Source organism: Rodentibacter haemolyticus, from assembly GCF_015356115.1.
GTDB classification, from domain to species: Bacteria; Pseudomonadota; Gammaproteobacteria; order Enterobacterales; family Pasteurellaceae; genus Rodentibacter; species Rodentibacter haemolyticus.
Map to the genome: position 1 here is coordinate 314,210 of NZ_CP063056.1, position 16,238 is coordinate 330,447.

Here is a 16,238-nt window from a genome sequence, read left to right on the forward strand (position 1 = left end):
CCTACTTTACCCTCGAAATAACTGAAACAGCTCAACCGTACCAAATAAAATCACGACGGCTCGAATAAGACGTAGATAGGCACGCTTATCTTCCTCATTTTTGGCTAAACGGTAAATTCGATAAAGATAAACCGCGCACACGGCATAAATCACACCACGAATACCCAACCACATAAAACGATGATGACGTACACTCGAAAGGAATGTGATCACACCGTCGCTATGTGCCATTAAAAGTGCAGCAAATCCGATGAATAACGATATCGTCAGAAATAAAATCAATCCCCATTTGACCGCACTTTTTATCCACACAAATGATCTGTTTGTTTTTCCATCACTCATTATCATTCTTCTCTGCTATGCTCTCTTGGTCATTTTTCACAGTGTTATCCACAGATTTTGTGGATAGTTCAGATTTCAATAACTCAATGAACCAGTAACAATCTGCCGAATCCACAACATATAAATGAAGGCGAAAAGCATTATCTTGAATCGCCGGATATTCGGTGTAACCTGCGATCACAAAGGTAAAAACTAATTTTCCCGTCTCTCCGGCGAGCGTGACTTTGACATAATTGGTTTGGCTTACCCGATAAGGATGAATCGAAATATCTTGTAGCTGTCCCACTTTTTCCCGACAATGTGTCACTAATGCCTTAATGTGACTTAAATGAGGCTCTGCCAGTGTTTCTTTCAGTGCATGAATATCTGTTTGATACGCCGATAATTGGAAAATGGTTTTTGATTTAGTTAGCATAAATACCTCGTGCTTTATCAATGTTTTCAGCCACTTTCAAAGCAGCATCCAATTCTGAAATACCATATTTTTTCATAATGTCGGCCCGCTCTTTTTTTTCTTCAGGATCTGTCATCGCTAATGCTAAATACAAGCTAGGCGGTACGACTCTGAAGAGTGCCTCCATTTTGGTTGCCAGCACAACCCCTTCCGTATATTTTCGGTTCTCTTTTCTCGTTGAAAGTAGCAAGAATTTTTGTTCCGGTGTCAAATCTTTAAAACGGCTCACTTGTTCCACCTCGTCTTTCTCAAGACAAAGCAATTCCCACCATTCGATCATAGAAAGTAATTTTGCCGCCTCCTTCGGAAGGTCTTTCATATTTTGTGTCGCAAGCCATAACCAAATACCGAGTTTACGCCACATTTTCCCGGCTTTGGCTTTATAACGGGCGAGCATTGGGTTGACGGTAATAATATGGGCTTCATCCGTTGCATTCACGATAGGGCGACCGGAAAACTGATATTTTTCACCGAGGTTATTTATATGGTTAATTAAGGATATGTAGGCAATGGAGAGTTGTGCTTCATAACCTTCACGAGCCAATGTTGCTAAATCGACTAAAGTGACATCCGCTTCCGGCCAGATTTCGCCCTCACGATTGAATAACTCGGCATCAAAGCTACCAGCCTGACAGAATAAACCTATCGACTCTCCCATATCGTAGGCACGCTCACGCCGTCTTTCCGGTAAACTTTCATCTTGGCTTAATGTATAAAACGCATCCCGAATATCCTGAGTTAATGTCGTACGCCTCGCTGCTACCGTCGTTTCCGCAGCTAAAATGATAGCTTTACGAATCATTGCCTCATCAGCACGAGTCATATTCTCTTCTTCTTTGATTTTACCGCCGGTGATCATAATACGTGCGATCATTTCCATTTCACCTAAAATATCGCGTTGTGCATCACCTTCATCACTCTCATCATCGGCTTCCGGTTCAGTACTTTTAACCACCGGTAAATCCCCTTCAGGAGAAAGCACTTGTTCAGATAGCTCCCTTTGCTTTTGCTGAATTTCAGGATCGGAGACCAACTTGTCACAATCAGCAAAAAGCGGTAAAGAAACACCGCCACCCGGTTTTAGCGAGATCTTATTCACCGTAATACCATAGCGTTGAAAGTACTCACACAGTAGACCAAACGAATTCCCTGCTTCAATGATAAACAATCGAGGTCGATAAACCGCCATTAATTGTGCAAATTTGCCATTGAGCGTTACCGATTTACCTGCACCGGTAGGGCCAAGAATTAAGCAATGCCCACTTTTTGCCCGGTCATCTTTATTTAACGGATCAAAATCAAGTGGCGCACCACCTCGATTAAAATAGGTAATGCCGGGATGACGTGTTCCCACAGAACGCCCCAGCACAGGCATTAGATTCGCGAGATGTTGTACGAAATTAAATTTAGTATAGAGTCTTTTTGAATCATCTTCCGGGTTAAAACACATTGGAAGCCAGCGTAAATACGTACTCAACGGCGCAATTTCATTGCCTTCACGTACCGGCACTAACCCTGAACTTTGTAACAGCGAGCGCAATTTACGACTTCGACGTTTTAACTCGGTTTTATCATCGGCCCGCAAATAAAATGCCAGGGATGAAAGATATAACTTATGTTTATCTTTGATGTAGCGTTTCACTTCGTTGCAGTCTAATTTGGTATATTTCGATTCGGTATTATCGCCTAACGCATTATCGCTAATAGTTTGCAAATGGTTTTCGAGTAAATCTTGTGGATAAACGACGACAGTCATCGCCATAACCGTATTCTCAGGCAATAAATCAAACAGGGCATTAATATTATCCCCACGTTTAATTTCACCGGTTAAATGGCCCACTTCCGGTGCACGACGTAATGAATCGACAACGACAACCTCATGTGGAATGTCATCAAAAAACCAATAATGCTCTTCCGTACGTGGGGATTTTACGAGCAAGGTTTCAGAAAAGTCATTCGCCAAATACAAATCTTTAGGATCATCCGTATGCTTTTGGGTGTAAGCACAAGTGCGGTAAAATTCTTCCTTGTTATCAAATAAATCCGGTCTTGGATTAAACCAGCGTAATAACCATTGATGCACCTCCTGCCCATCTAATGGTTTTGCCGAAATTCCGGCACTTAATAACGCATTTGTGGCATTTTCACAAGTCGCTTCCAAATCCTCAACAGCCAACTCCAAATCATAGTTATTTTCTACATAACGATAAATCACCATACGTGTACGACGTTGCTTCCCCCGCCACATCGTGCCGGTTACTTCCTTATCTTCAAATAACCCTTCTTCTTTGGATACATCTTTGAGATGTTTTGCCATAATGTTGAGCCAATGTTCTGAAAATTGGCTGCCTTGCGCATTTGGGCGAATATAACGGCGCAAAACATCAAGGTATTCCATGGATACTTCATCATCTTGACAATAGAATTGCACCACCCAAGGGTGGCGATCGAGTTCATCAAAACTATCTTGGATCGCATGACAAACCTTTGTGCGAACCTCATCCAGGTAATCTTTCGCACGTCCTTCTGTCCCAAGCGCCGTCAATTCAAAAACAGCGCCCACAGAGTGGCCGTCTTCGAGTAAAAGAATTTTTCGATCATCTAAATATTCAACATAAGGGAGATTATCAACGAAGGACGGGTTCGGTTGATATTGTTTTAAATGTTCTGCGACAGTGTAATCCCCCCGGCGTTTAATAAACCGGGGTGTATTTTCTGTTTCATCAAGTTGAGACGGCGTGATTTCAAGCGAATTTTCCGTCTGATCAACGGTTTCTTGAGGTATTTTAGCCTTTCTCTTATTTCCGGCTTTCGCGAATTTAAATACATTGAACATCCTGATTCCCCCTAATAATCACGCGTTCTTTCACCGGGTTGCGCATATTGGATACGACCAAAAAAAGGGAAAACCGTGGTATAGCCGGGTACAGGTAATTGCTCGGCAGAATTTGTTAAATGTGGGAAAACGTAGAGTGTCATATCCGGATTAGGAAGGCGAGGAAATAAATTAGAAACCTCATTCTCCGCCGTACGGGTATAGCAACTATTTTCATCACCGACACTCGCCTTACTTTCAAGGGGACGAGATGAATCAAGTGCATCACGCGCTTCATTGATTCCACCTTGGGTATGACCACCGCCATTTTTCCAAATTTCAGCCATAGAGCGATCTCCCGCCGGTAATAATTTTTCTTGAGATGTCGAGCACCCTGTGAGTAAAAGTGCGGTCAGAAATGGGGCTAAATAACGCATTTTCATATTGTCTCCTTAATCTAAATGCTTACGATTTGAGGCATTGTGATATTTCACCTTCCGTGCTGCCTCGTCATAGTCAATCGCTAATTCTTTTGTGATATGGATCCCAATCGTTTTACCCGGCGGCACATAAATCGCATCAAACATTTGGCCAAAACGCTCCCTTATCCAGGTTGCGGTTTCATTTAATCCCCCGGCAAGCCCCTGTCCTAAAATATATTTACCCTGTTGCCCTGTCACTGCACCGACTACCGAACCGCCCTCTACCACAGTCGTTGTTTGACCTTGTGCAAGACTTTGTGCCGCAGCACTCGCACCGGATAATAAAAATTGTGTACTCAGGTATTCAGGTGCATTGGTTTTACGTTCTCCCGGTATACAAGTCACCCCTTGAGGATCAGATAACCAACCAATCCCCTCATTATCCGAATCTTGTTTTACCGTACCGTTTTTTTGATTATTTGGAAGGGAGACAATACGCCCGTCTTGGAAGATAAAAGTCATTGATGTGACTTTTCCCCGCACACAAGAAAGCGTCCAATCACCACTGACCGTCCCCGAAATAACTGCTTCTTGAACATCCGGTAACTCAATACCGTTGGCTAATAAATTTTCGCGCCCAATCATTGCTTTAAACGGGAAAGGATCAGTCAGTGAACCACCTAAAGGAATACGTCCAATAAGTGCAGTCAACGCAACCGCACCCACAAGTGTCGCATTTGCCGGAATGGTGTAATAAGGTGTTGCTTTTGCTTTATCTTGAGCAATTTGTTTTCCTCGAGTGACTTCATCTGCCGCTTTTCCAACAATACTTTCATCTAGTTTTTTAAATAAATTAGGAAAAAAAGGCACCGCACCGGTTGTATTTGCTTCAACCACTTTGCCGGATTGATCTTTATATTGCAGATCATCCGGATTAACCCAATGCACCCCATCTAAACCAACCGAATTCGTGTCATTCATTACAGGTGATATATTTTTCCCCTCACGCCCTAAACCAATCGGTAGCTCACTATTATTACTCTTATGAATGTTCTCACTGGCGTTTGAATCTAATTTTGATGCCATCATTGATTCAAGTTTCTGTTGCATACTATTAAGTCGAGATTGAAATGAAGCTTCAAGCTCACGTTGACGTTCCTGTACCGCTTCATTAATACGCGTGTTTATCTCAAGCGGATCGCCTTGATTTCTTTTTAACATCGCATTTTCACGACGAGTTTTCTCCATTTCTGTTTTGGCTTTTTTCACCTCACTGAGTAATGTTTTAAGCGTATCATGTGGTGTATCGCCATCTTTGAGATTGAGATCCCGTCGCTCCTCATCGGTCAAATCAAAAACAATGGATCCATCCGGTGTGGCAGAAATATCTTCTTGTTTTGCCTTTTTCGCGACAAAAACAGCGATAGCAATAAAGCCAAAAATAGCGATAGGCACACCAAATTTAAGTAATTTATTTGATTTATTCTCAGCCATATTTCACCTCTATGGTTGAACCTTAACGGTTTTCTTTACAATTTTCTTAGTAGATGATTTTGACCCGGTATTAAGCGGTACAATGGCCTTACTCACATCCCCTTCCGTCACCAGATACACCGTGGTTGTATCATTGAGCGAACCATATTCACCAATCCAGCCGTGTTGAAAACTCGCCGCATAAAAACGCCCTTGAAGATAGCGGGGATCTAAATCTACGCGAAACGGTTCCAAGTGTTGTATTTTAACGGCGGTAACGACCATGCCATCCAACCCCCAGCTTTCCAGTGGCGTGGCACGTACTTTTAAATTAGGGAGTAATGTGGGTAACGATTTAGGCAATTTCATTGCAACCCGTCGTACACCGGGCAGGGGTTCGACTGTCCGCAATGGTGCATAAAGAGACTGTGCGGCATAACGGACAAGGGCTGCGGGAACAGGCAATGCACTACGTACTTGATTACTATCATCACCTACGGCATCGGATATATCAGGTTGATTTGCGCCTTGACTAGACTGCACTTCTTCATCAAAAATAATACGGATATTATCCGGTTTACGTTGTCCCTCAATTGCTTTAATATCAAGTAAGACATTCTGTCCGCCGCCCATCTCCCGTAATTGAATTCGATGTGAATCAAAAGGTGCTAATGCGGTCAAATAAACTGCACCGCCCATACTTTGTACACGTAGCTTACCTTGTAAACTTTGAGGAAATCCCACCTGAACATTTTTATCGACAAAGATGAGCCGTTCCTTATTGGTGACAAGATCGATTGCCAAGGGTGTTCTTTCCCATTTCATTAAAATCTCTGCTTGGGTCTGAATGGGATAAGCAGAAAAAAGTGCGGTCGAAATAGCGAAGATTTTGAGTAAAAAGACTGATTTTTTCATATAAAACCTACTGTTGTTCTTTCTCTTGTTCACGATATTCAATAAGTTTTGGTGAGCTACGGTAGCAATCAATAGCAAGCCCCCATGGATTCATCTCCGGATTTAAGTCATAGCGTACAACATGCAAGGGATAGCGAACTAAAACCCGTTTCACCGGATTATCTAAGAAGTATTCGTCCGTACTTAAATCAAGGGTAACATCCCAATCATCTTTACTATTGACTTTCACGCGAGATTGAGAAAACCCCCGACCGGGAATTTCATAAACGCCACGCACACGATCCCGTAATTCCCCTAAGGTGTTACGTCTTTCATAATCTTCTAAAAAGAAATTCTTACATTGGGGTGTTAAATAGGGTGTTAATGCTTCAATATTTTTCTTGTAATCTACACGCCCATCGGTTGGCCAACGATTAAGTTGTTGAAAAATATAAAAGGAAAAAGAATAGACGGATGCAGGCGGAATTTCCCACCAAGCCTTTGTTGAACCGGCACGTAAATCCGGCGGCATGTGAATCGTTAAATTATCCGGTGATTTGTGCCAACCATAGCCTAATCCTAGGCAAACAATAAGAAGTCCTGCAATCACTATGCGAAGTGAATTAATGTGGGCGCGCTCATTACTTAGCGCATTTTTAAATTTACTTAATACCTTCATTAGAAATGCCCTTTTTTACGGGAACGATGAATTGACCAATAAGATGCTTCTGTTACAAATTTAGAAGGGGAACGTTTAAATTCAATAAAACGTTCAAACCAAGTATCAGGACGCCCCCTTTTTAAACGAGAGATATACATGCCTCCGATACGAATGCTGAGATACCCTACGATTCCCATACCGAGAAGAATGATGTAAAGCCCTAAATTAAACAAGAGCACAAAAAATCCCCCTATCACGCCACCTATCACCGCACCTATTGCTACAACAATAAAAAGTTCGGACATCGTCATTCCTCTAAAGACAGTAGGTTGGCGATTTATCCGTTCGGGAATAAATTGGATGGTTGAGTTTGAATGCTCTTGCATGATGCTATTCCTATAAAATATCGGTAGCCTTAGTAATAAGCCAAATCACAATAATAATGAGAGCAACACCCACCGCACAAATCATCCCGAAGTCACCCCAGGTTTTCTTACCGGCTCGAACTTCACGGAATGTTTCAATTGCAGCACCAGCCACACTGAAAAACAGCCAAGCACAAATAATTAAACCACCAAGTATCGCAATATCGTAACCATAGTTCTTAATCGTAGCTAAAATACCATCCCCTTCCCCTCGACTAGGCGGTTCCATTTTAGGAAGGTCAGCTAAGGCGGAATTTGCGAAGAAAGAAGATAAAATCACCACAGCATTTGTTGGGTTAGCATATTTTTTGACAAAATGTTTTATTTTGTTCATAGATGATTCCTTAACTAAGTGTAATTCATAGATCTAATGCAATAAAAAATAACCAATGATGAATAAAAACAAGAGACTTCGAACTATTAAACCGCCGAAGGTCGGGATTTTCATATTTCCTTCACGTAAATCCTTGAAAGCATTCACCCAAATATAGGCTATGGCTAAAAATATGACGGCAAAGATTAACCCAATAATCACCCCATGAAGATCGGTTGCTTCAACACCGGAACCGGCTTTAAACGCTGAATGAACGGAAGAACTTTTGTCCGACATATTTAATTTTTCCGTACTTTATCGTAGTAACCGGAAAGTGTTTTTAATTTACGTGGATCACGCGGTTGAGCTCGATCACCGTTAATGTAGAGGTTAATCCCAACCTTGACGGTATTAATATCTTGATGAGCCTTTTGGTAATCAAAATAGAGTCGACTTTTAAGCCCAGCATTCGCACTTTTTTGAGCTCGAACTAAGGCTTGTTTAGCCGACTCAAGTTGTCTCATTGCTTGTTCTAATTCACTCGTTTCATCGGCATAAGCTACCGTTGAACAGGCAAGTGAAAAAAGAAAAATAAAGACGGGATTACGCATAAATTTCTTGCTCCAAAGGTTAATTTTATTGCAAAGAAATAATGCAAAATTTGGGAAAGAATTGTAATGAGAAATCCTATTGAGGAATTGGAGGATTTTTTAATAAGAAAAGCTGATCTATGGTGATATCAGCTGGGTAAATAAATAAGAATATTAAAAACTAGTTAAAGGAACATAACGATAGGTTTTATCGCTAAGAAAAACATCAATCATTGATGATTCAAGTTCTTCAAGATAATTTATACTTTTAACATCATCTGAAACACTTAAACTCAGTTTTAAATAAGTGTTAAAAAGGACAGATTAATCAAAGCAATAGTAGCTCTCGCTTTTATAGACTGAGTTTTAAGATTTGATTAATCTTAAATTAAGAGCAAGGTAGTGTTTATCACTTGCTCCCTAAATTTTCTGCTACTCCATGTAGGGTCCTAAAAATCTAGTTCCATTAAAATGAATCATGTGAGTTGGTGCCTCTGCAATCCACACCTCTGTTTCCCAGGCAATAACGCTTGAATATTTGGAATAAGTTTTTGAATCAGGAAAAGCCGAAACAAAAACAAGCCCAGCCGTACAATCTCTAAATAAAGTGGTTAATTCACTATATCTTTTATGGTCAACAGGACCATGGGTTGTAACTGATTCAATTAAAAATAACCAATTCTTTTCTTGGTTATAAATAACAACATCAGGCAATTTTCCGTGATTATCTAATTGAACCCCAAGGGATTCCAATAACTCAACATTAAAGAAACCATGTTTATCGCCAGTATCACCAACATAAACCAGTGTTCCATTAGGCACATATCTACTACCAAAAGATACAACAATATCTTTAATTAACTGAGAATGTAAACCTGCTGAAAGCTGAATTGTTTGACCATTGGGAATCTGCAATGGAATCATTGCCATTTCTCGCTCCCTTGCATATATCTGAGCGAGCGTCTGTCTCTGTTGTTGATAGGTATGAAGCATCCGCTCATATTGAGCAGTTCCATAGGTCCTCAGAACTTGAAGCAAAGTTGGCTCTATCTGATATACAGCTTTGGGACTGTTTACTGCTCTATTAGGGTCATCAGGATTGTATAAACATATCCCAGCTTCAACAAACTGATGCATAGATTGCCTACGAAAAGTCTCTCTTGTATTGGGAGCATAATTCTTCCCATAATTCTGTCTTGACCACTCCATGATTGGAGTAATGCCAACAAGTGGATTATCTGCTTGATTCCAAGATTTATTGGGGGTCATATCCAACAGGCACAGTAAACAGAGTGCGGTTCTCTCATTTTGCTGTGGTCTTGGCATTCCTAACTCAATTAAAATACTTAACGCTTGTTGCAACTTCTCATCTTGATTGCTCAATTCATTACTCCTGCTAATAGTGTATCAATTTGTTCTTGATTCATTTTTGTCCGATAAGACTTCCCAAGTTCATGCAGTATTTTCATTGAAGGATAATGCATATTTTTCAAGTCAGTTGCATTAACTTGGGTATGTCCTGAAAAAACCCTAAAATGGTCATTAAGTGCAGTACTATTAAGAAAACAAGCAAGTCCCATTGCTGTTTCTTTATCAAAACCACGTTTCTTAATGTGAAATACATTCCAATGGTTTTCAAATCCTATCCATTGTTTTCCTATCTCATCAGGGTTAACGACATATGCAACAACTCGTCTTTTTTCCTCTTTTGCTGAAAATCTTTTAACAATTACATAATATCCATTATTAGGCAATAGCCATTTTTGAGATTCAGGAGAAACAATAATAGCATTAGGTTTTTTATGTTCTTTTGGATATTGTAGCCGTCCATTAGCAAAATGGTGTGGATAAAGCAAAGGAACTGCATCGTCAGTCAGTTGTTGTTGAAGATATTGTTTCATTCTAAAATCAACAACAGGACCTGTACTAACATTTAATCCCAGTTCCGAAAGAGAGGCTTGAAACATATTATTGTCAATTTGTATTTCATCAGTAGGAATGCGAATAAATAGCTCCATATCATTTGGCTTTACCACATTATGAAATTGAACTAGATTTTGTCTGAGATCATAAAACCCACTGTCATTGGATTGAGAAATAACAACACAATTCTGTTGTTTGCCTTTTCTAATTTTTAGAATAATATTTTCCTGTAAAACATCATCATCTTTAAAAGCACTGTTTCTACTTTTAAAGATATGAATGTGCTCAATAGAACATTCTTTCAGTAGAAGCTCTCTGAAAGGTTTATAATATGGACCATTACAAAAAGATCTTGGAATAATAGCAACAACTTGCCCATTTTCTTGCATTAACATAATAGTTAATGCAAGAAATGCGGAATATAAGTTAACCGTTTCAATTCCAATTTTTCTTAATTCTTTTCTATGCTTTGAACTACTGCTTATCTTTTTATATGGTGGATTAATAATGGCATGAGTGTATCTTTCACCACTATCAGATAAAATATTTTCAACTGCATCAAAAATAAAATCTTTCGTATGTATAGAAAATTGAATATTCATTGATTTCATGTTTACTTCTAATTGCTCTTGCATGATGGGATCTATTTCCCACAAGTCAGCCAGTGAAATATTTTTTAGCTTTTTTACAGCAGAAATGGAAAGAGAACCAATACCTGCGCCACAATCAAGTAACTTAACTGCTGACGTATTATTATCAAATAAATTTGCCATAAAATCAGCTATCACACTTGGAGTCATGAATTGAGCATACTTTGATTTATTATAAGGATTGAGAGATTTATTGATTTTTAATCTAATATCGTCAATTAAAGTATTATCCATTTTCCCTCCTTTAAATCAGCAATACAGGGTGTTCGTAATTTCAACAGTTCTACTTTGACAGAATGTATTGCAAATATCTTTTTGAGATGAGTAACTCACTCTATTCAATATAGATGCGATATAACGATTTCGTAATAAAGCTCTTACCGCTCGTTAGCCCCAACGATGACAGTAAAAGGGTGAAGGCGGAACTCAGCAGATTTCATCTTGCTAAAATTTTGGATATGTAAATCAATTCTCATCTTTTCTCAATATAAACAAATTACTTACTCCCATTTTATGCTTGTAAAGCCTTTAAGTAAAGACAAACGCTCCCTATCATAAATGTTTCTTGAAATTCGCTGCGGTAAAAGAAATCATCAACCCAAATAACACTGCTGATGGAATTAAAATGAAGTTTGGATGAATAGAAAAAGGAATGGAAAGATAAAGCACCCAAGCTAACAACATAACAGGAAATACGGCTCTTTTCGCATGATGGTATTTAAATGCGGATTCACGCCCCACGCCAAAACGCCGTAAATCCCGCTGAACCAATCCATCGACAACCCCTACTAAAGCAACAAGTAAAAATAGTGGGCTGGTGAGCACAATAATCATCAAACGAATAATGAAAGTGATAATGACATAAAGCCCTGACTCAACATAATCTTGCAGATAGTGGTAAATCCAAGCCCCCCATTCTGAACCGGACGGATTATTTAGCCATCCTTGAATACCGGTTTGCACAAATAACCAATGATGTACTTGCCCGATAATATACTCCATAAATTTAACCGGCGTGCTGTAGAGTAAACTTTGTTGGAAATCCGTTGAAAACCATTTGAATTCATTTTGCATAACCAGCTTACTATGTAAATAACCCGGTGGTTCCCAGTATTGGAAGGCAATTCCCACCCACTCAATGATAATACTGAGTATGAGTGAGAAAATTAACGTTCCTATCACTTTACAAGGTAGAAATTCCTTTTTCTTTGAAGAAGATGCTTCTTGTTCTTTTTCCGCCATTAATTCACCTTTTGTTGTGAAAGTCGCTGACATTGCACTAATATGTCACCGGGATATTGCCGTGTAAAACGTAACCAGAAACTAAAATATTCCTCCGGTAATGCAGTATCTTCAGGAATTTTTTCATCATGGCTCCATATTTCAATACCATATTGCTCTAAATAATGATCGAGTTGATGTAATGACCATTGATGTTTTTTCCATGCGGGAAAAATGGTTTCCGCAAAAAAGACGAGCCTTTCATTATCAAATATTCCCACTGAAGAAGCACCTAAAGGTGCCCCCATATCAATGTCTAAATTCACGTAACAATCCGGTATCTCGGTAATTCGCATTTCCATTTTTGTATTTTCCGTTGTCATTTTTTTCTAATGTAGAACTGACTTAGAAAGCGCTTCAAACGCTTCCACCGCCTCTTTATTAGGTTGATAATCATGCACACCTTCCCACCAAGAATCGGTGGTTCGATAGTGACTTCGCATATAATCCGCAAGTTGCTGTAAAGATGATGGCATCATATCATCTTTATCTTCAACCGGCAGTGGCATCCGAATTTTCCATAATTGCGAACCCTCAATTAACGCGAAGGCTTGTCCTTTCGGGAGATTCGTAATGTCGGCTGCAGAAAGCATCGGCTTTGATTTTACCGTCACACGATCGCTTGTGCTGGAGCCAAAATCCTCATATGAGTTCGGATTCGTATTATCACTCGAACCGGAAAGTGCCATCACTTCCAACACGTTTACTTCATGTAAGTTTTTAGTTAATACTTCCGCTGTGGCCTGTTCTTTAACACGTAGCATCACAAGCGTATTGAAGTTACCGATAATTTGACCTGCTTTCGCTTTATCTTGTGTACGTGCTTGAATATCAGAAATCGTTTGAGTATAAGCCGTCACTTGAATCCCCGCACCACCGCCTTTGTTAATCAATGGAATAAATTCATCACCAATCAATTCATTAAATTCATCGCAATGCACATTTATGGCAATTTTACTTGGTTTTGCATTGGCTTGTTGAGGCAGTCCCTCATTGACACCAAACTTATAAATATGCCCCGCCATAGAAACCAAATCGGCAAACATGGAATTCCCCACTGCTGAAGCTACCGTTAAATCTGATAATGCATCCAAACCGATATACACAATGCCACGTTTACGAATTACCTCTTCCCAATCAAAGATAGGACGGGTATCCGTGATATCCGAATAATCGGGAGAAAGCAATTCGGCCACTTTACCGGATGTCAGTTTTTCTAATAGCGGTAAAAGGCTGGCAACGATTTTATCAAAGTAGGTTTTGTCATAACGTACTGCACTACACAAACCATCTAATACCGGGTCAAAAATTTGTTCATCACGAATATATTGATCAACGGCAATCACTTCCGGACTACGCCCTCTCATTGAAAGTGCCGCTTTGTTAGGATCAATTTTTGCAGCCGCCTCTAATATCATTAACCAAATTTTTTTATCTTTCCGCTCAAAATAAAATTTTGCATAGTCCAAGAATAGCGAATCAATACTTCTAACATAACGGCCAATTTGTTCATAATTTGGACGTCTACCGAGTTCAACTAATGCACGTGCAATAATATTGACGAATCTCCAGGCGAATTCCTTAAAAGCCGCCGAATTACCGGCTCCACTTAGTTGACCGGAAATTCGAGAAGCCACTTCGGTAATTTTATTAAAACGACCTACTGCGTTATAACGCGCTGAAATATCGGGCCACCCCAAATGAAAGACGTAAAATTCTTTCTCACGTCCTGCACGCTTGGCTTCGGCATACATTCGTTTAAGAATGTCCGCATCCCCTTTCGGATCGATAAATATCACCACCTCGCGCTCTTCAAACGTGCTCCCCCGGTTAATATCTTGTGTCACAAAGGTTTCAGCAAGTCGTGTCTTCCCAACCCGAGTCGTACCTAATACCAACATATGACCAACACGACTGCTCAGAGGAACGGTCACATCCATTTCATTTAGCTCGATACCATGAATGGCAGGAATTCCCTCAACAGGCGGTAACGGTCTAAACGGATTAAAAGGACTATCTTTTGAAGTCAATTTCGCAATAAAACTATCACGATGTTTCTTCTCAAATTCCCGAACACAAGTGAATGTTTTTGAGGGAAGCATATATTTTTCCGCAGACTGTTGGAAACAATCATGTAATCGTTGAGTATGTTTTTGTTGCCAACGAAAACCTTTCCCTAAAAAAAGATCGCGTTTTAACACCGGTATTTGTTTACTGGTCAATGCATAATGCGGTAAACGTTTTAAATTTCGATGGTAACGTAAAATCTGCCATCCTTCATGTGCACGTTTAGCACCTATTAAGCCAAATCCGGCCGCCAGTCCATAACCGACATGCGGTTGTAATGCCACCGCCCAAGGTGCATAAGCACATAGTCCGGCAGACATAGTACAAACAGCAGTTGTATAAAACTCAACCGGCGGACGTAGTAACGCTTCAACAAGATATTTATTACTCATATTTCACCTTATGTTTACTGGCTAATCTGCGATTCAGTTATCAATAATGGATAATGATGAATACCAATACGATCTGCAAGAGAATCCGCCGAAACCAGCATTAAAGATAATTCCGGAGCGAGACTACGTAATTGTGCGAGTTCCTCCGGTGTATTGACATTAATGATGAGTCCGGTTGCAGAGAGTTTAATCAGATCTTGATAACGTGTTTTTAACCATTGTTTTGATACATCATCCGCACCAATGAGGAAAATAGGCATAGCTCCGGGCAAATGCACTTGTTTAGTTTCGACTTCTCCGACTTGCCATTTATGAGAGATGACGGGCAACAACATGCTTTCTGAAATCTCTCCGGAAATGGCATCAGGGTGAACAGGTGCATTTTGTGAGTGTACCGGCTGAATACCTTCATAAAATCTGACCGCACTTTCTCCGCCTAAATCCGCAATGACTTCTAATTCTGCGGAGGCATGCACAGAAAATAGCAATCCACACCCTAAAAAATACTTTAATTTCTTCATGAATTTTGCCCTAATCGTTTATCTACAATATGCTTGATTTCGTCATACTCCTCCACGAGACGCCATTTATCACTAAATTTTTCAAAACGACCAAATGGAAAAGGAAAGTCTTCCGGAAAGGTGATATTTACTTGCTGAAAAAATTGAATAATCTCGTCACCATATAAAATCTTTTTTTCGATAAGCATTGAAGTAAGTTGTTTATAGATAGGTAAATTCAAACTAAAAAAGGTTTGTAATAGCTGCGTTTGTTTTGCTTTTAAGGCATTTAATTTTTCTTCATTTGCATTGAACTCAAACTGAGATAATGGCTCAATATAAAAAATATCCTCAAAATAGTTTTTTAAATAAACACCCGCAAAATTAAACCATTCACAATTATCAGAAATAGAGCCTAACGAATTATCTTGCAATAAAATACTTTCGCCCTCACGACCGGCAAGTAAAGTGAGCATTTCCCATTCAATAAATAATCGACTTTGTGTTACACGTTTAGAAACAAAAGCTGACACATATCCTAAACTTGTTGTTTCATCCGTTTGTTCTTTCACTTCCACCTTCATAGATGGCGGCAATTGACCTAATGCGGCATAAACCAAAAGATGACCAGCTTCGTGTGCGCCAACATATTGAATATCTTTGGGTGTCATTTTTCTATGGATGACTATGCCTCCTCCATAGGCTCTACCTTGTTCATATTCTTTTTGACGGAAAATGGAACAAAAGAATCGCACTATTTTTTCAGCGAGAACAAGAAACACGGCAAAGGAAAAACAAAAGCGATACAAATCAGTAAAATACTGGCGATACTCAGCCGTATTAGGTTTTATTGCCGTAAGCTCAGATAAGGTTGTTTCAAAACTCTCCGGTGAAAAACGATATAACCAAAAGAAACCATAGAGGGCGAATGACGAGACAACAGCATTTATTGTCATGAGGACAACTTGACGTATAAATGGAAAAATATGTCCCCTCAAATGAGAAAATAACGGTATTTTAAACATCTTAATTCCTA

18 protein-coding genes are annotated in these 16,238 nt (G+C 39.6%); all 18 read right to left on the reverse strand.

Annotation, left to right across the window (positions count from 1 at the left end; all coding sequences use genetic code 11):
* Nucleotides 1–6 precede the first annotated feature (6 nt).
* Complete coding sequence (locus tag IHV77_RS01580; protein ID WP_194812419.1) at nt 7–342, reverse strand: hypothetical protein; 336 nt, start codon at nt 340–342, stop codon at nt 7–9.
* Nucleotides 335–757, reverse strand: a complete 423-nt coding sequence (locus IHV77_RS01585) for a hypothetical protein (protein WP_194812420.1) — start codon at nt 755–757, stop codon at nt 335–337. The genes IHV77_RS01580 and IHV77_RS01585 overlap by 8 nt, the downstream gene beginning before the upstream one ends.
* Entirely contained in the window at nt 747–3,632 is a 2,886-nt protein-coding gene (locus IHV77_RS01590) for a conjugative transfer ATPase (RefSeq protein WP_194812421.1), read from the reverse strand. Before IHV77_RS01590 ends, IHV77_RS01585 begins: the two co-directional genes overlap by 11 nt.
* A gap of 11 nt (nt 3,633–3,643) precedes the next feature.
* The gene (locus tag IHV77_RS01595; RefSeq protein ID WP_194812422.1) at nt 3,644–4,054 is read right to left on the reverse strand and encodes a TIGR03751 family conjugal transfer lipoprotein; all 411 of its coding nucleotides are present in this window, start codon (nt 4,052–4,054) and stop codon (nt 3,644–3,646) included.
* 9 nt (nt 4,055–4,063) lie between these two features.
* Entirely contained in the window at nt 4,064–5,527 is a 1,464-nt protein-coding gene (locus IHV77_RS01600; protein WP_194812423.1) for a TIGR03752 family integrating conjugative element protein, read from the reverse strand.
* A 9-nt stretch (nt 5,528–5,536) separates the two neighbouring features.
* The gene (locus tag IHV77_RS01605; protein ID WP_194812424.1) at nt 5,537–6,421 is read right to left on the reverse strand and encodes a TIGR03749 family integrating conjugative element protein; all 885 of its coding nucleotides are present in this window, start codon (nt 6,419–6,421) and stop codon (nt 5,537–5,539) included.
* A 7-nt stretch (nt 6,422–6,428) separates the two neighbouring features.
* Nucleotides 6,429–7,079 (reverse strand): PFL_4703 family integrating conjugative element protein, encoded by a 651-nt coding sequence (locus tag IHV77_RS01610; RefSeq protein ID WP_194812425.1) that lies wholly within the window; start codon nt 7,077–7,079, stop codon nt 6,429–6,431.
* On the reverse strand, nt 7,079–7,447 hold the full coding sequence (locus IHV77_RS01615; RefSeq protein ID WP_194812426.1) for a TIGR03750 family conjugal transfer protein: 369 nt from the start codon (nt 7,445–7,447) through the stop codon (nt 7,079–7,081). Before IHV77_RS01615 ends, IHV77_RS01610 begins: the two co-directional genes overlap by 1 nt.
* Before the next feature lie 10 nt (nt 7,448–7,457).
* Nucleotides 7,458–7,820 (reverse strand): TIGR03745 family integrating conjugative element membrane protein, encoded by a 363-nt coding sequence (locus tag IHV77_RS01620; protein WP_194812427.1) that lies wholly within the window; start codon nt 7,818–7,820, stop codon nt 7,458–7,460.
* 33 nt (nt 7,821–7,853) lie between these two features.
* Nucleotides 7,854–8,096: a TIGR03758 family integrating conjugative element protein gene (locus IHV77_RS01625; protein WP_194812428.1), complete on the reverse strand. Its 243-nt coding sequence runs from the start codon at nt 8,094–8,096 to the stop codon at nt 7,854–7,856.
* A gap of 2 nt (nt 8,097–8,098) precedes the next feature.
* Entirely contained in the window at nt 8,099–8,410 is a 312-nt protein-coding gene (locus IHV77_RS01630) for an integrative conjugative element protein, RAQPRD family (protein WP_194812429.1), read from the reverse strand.
* Between the two features lie 411 nt (nt 8,411–8,821).
* Entirely contained in the window at nt 8,822–9,772 is a 951-nt protein-coding gene (locus IHV77_RS01635) for a BsuBI/PstI family type II restriction endonuclease (RefSeq protein ID WP_194812430.1), read from the reverse strand.
* Nucleotides 9,769–11,196 carry an Eco57I restriction-modification methylase domain-containing protein gene (locus IHV77_RS01640; RefSeq protein ID WP_194812431.1) on the reverse strand — a complete coding sequence of 476 codons (1,428 nt, stop codon included), beginning with the start codon at nt 11,194–11,196 and terminating at the stop codon, nt 9,769–9,771. Before IHV77_RS01640 ends, IHV77_RS01635 begins: the two co-directional genes overlap by 4 nt.
* Before the next feature lie 318 nt (nt 11,197–11,514).
* Nucleotides 11,515–12,204 carry a TIGR03747 family integrating conjugative element membrane protein gene (locus tag IHV77_RS01645; protein WP_194812432.1) on the reverse strand — a complete coding sequence of 230 codons (690 nt, stop codon included), beginning with the start codon at nt 12,202–12,204 and terminating at the stop codon, nt 11,515–11,517.
* Nucleotides 12,204–12,566, reverse strand: a complete 363-nt coding sequence (locus tag IHV77_RS01650) for a hypothetical protein (protein WP_194812433.1) — start codon at nt 12,564–12,566, stop codon at nt 12,204–12,206. The genes IHV77_RS01645 and IHV77_RS01650 overlap by 1 nt, the downstream gene beginning before the upstream one ends.
* A gap of 6 nt (nt 12,567–12,572) precedes the next feature.
* Entirely contained in the window at nt 12,573–14,702 is a 2,130-nt protein-coding gene (gene traD, locus IHV77_RS01655; RefSeq protein ID WP_194812434.1) for a type IV conjugative transfer system coupling protein TraD, read from the reverse strand.
* A gap of 14 nt (nt 14,703–14,716) precedes the next feature.
* Entirely contained in the window at nt 14,717–15,223 is a 507-nt protein-coding gene (locus tag IHV77_RS01660) for an integrating conjugative element protein (RefSeq protein WP_194812435.1), read from the reverse strand.
* Complete coding sequence (locus IHV77_RS01665; RefSeq protein ID WP_194812436.1) at nt 15,220–16,227, reverse strand: hypothetical protein; 1,008 nt, start codon at nt 16,225–16,227, stop codon at nt 15,220–15,222. The genes IHV77_RS01660 and IHV77_RS01665 overlap by 4 nt, the downstream gene beginning before the upstream one ends.
* Nucleotides 16,228–16,238: the final 11 nt, after the last annotated feature.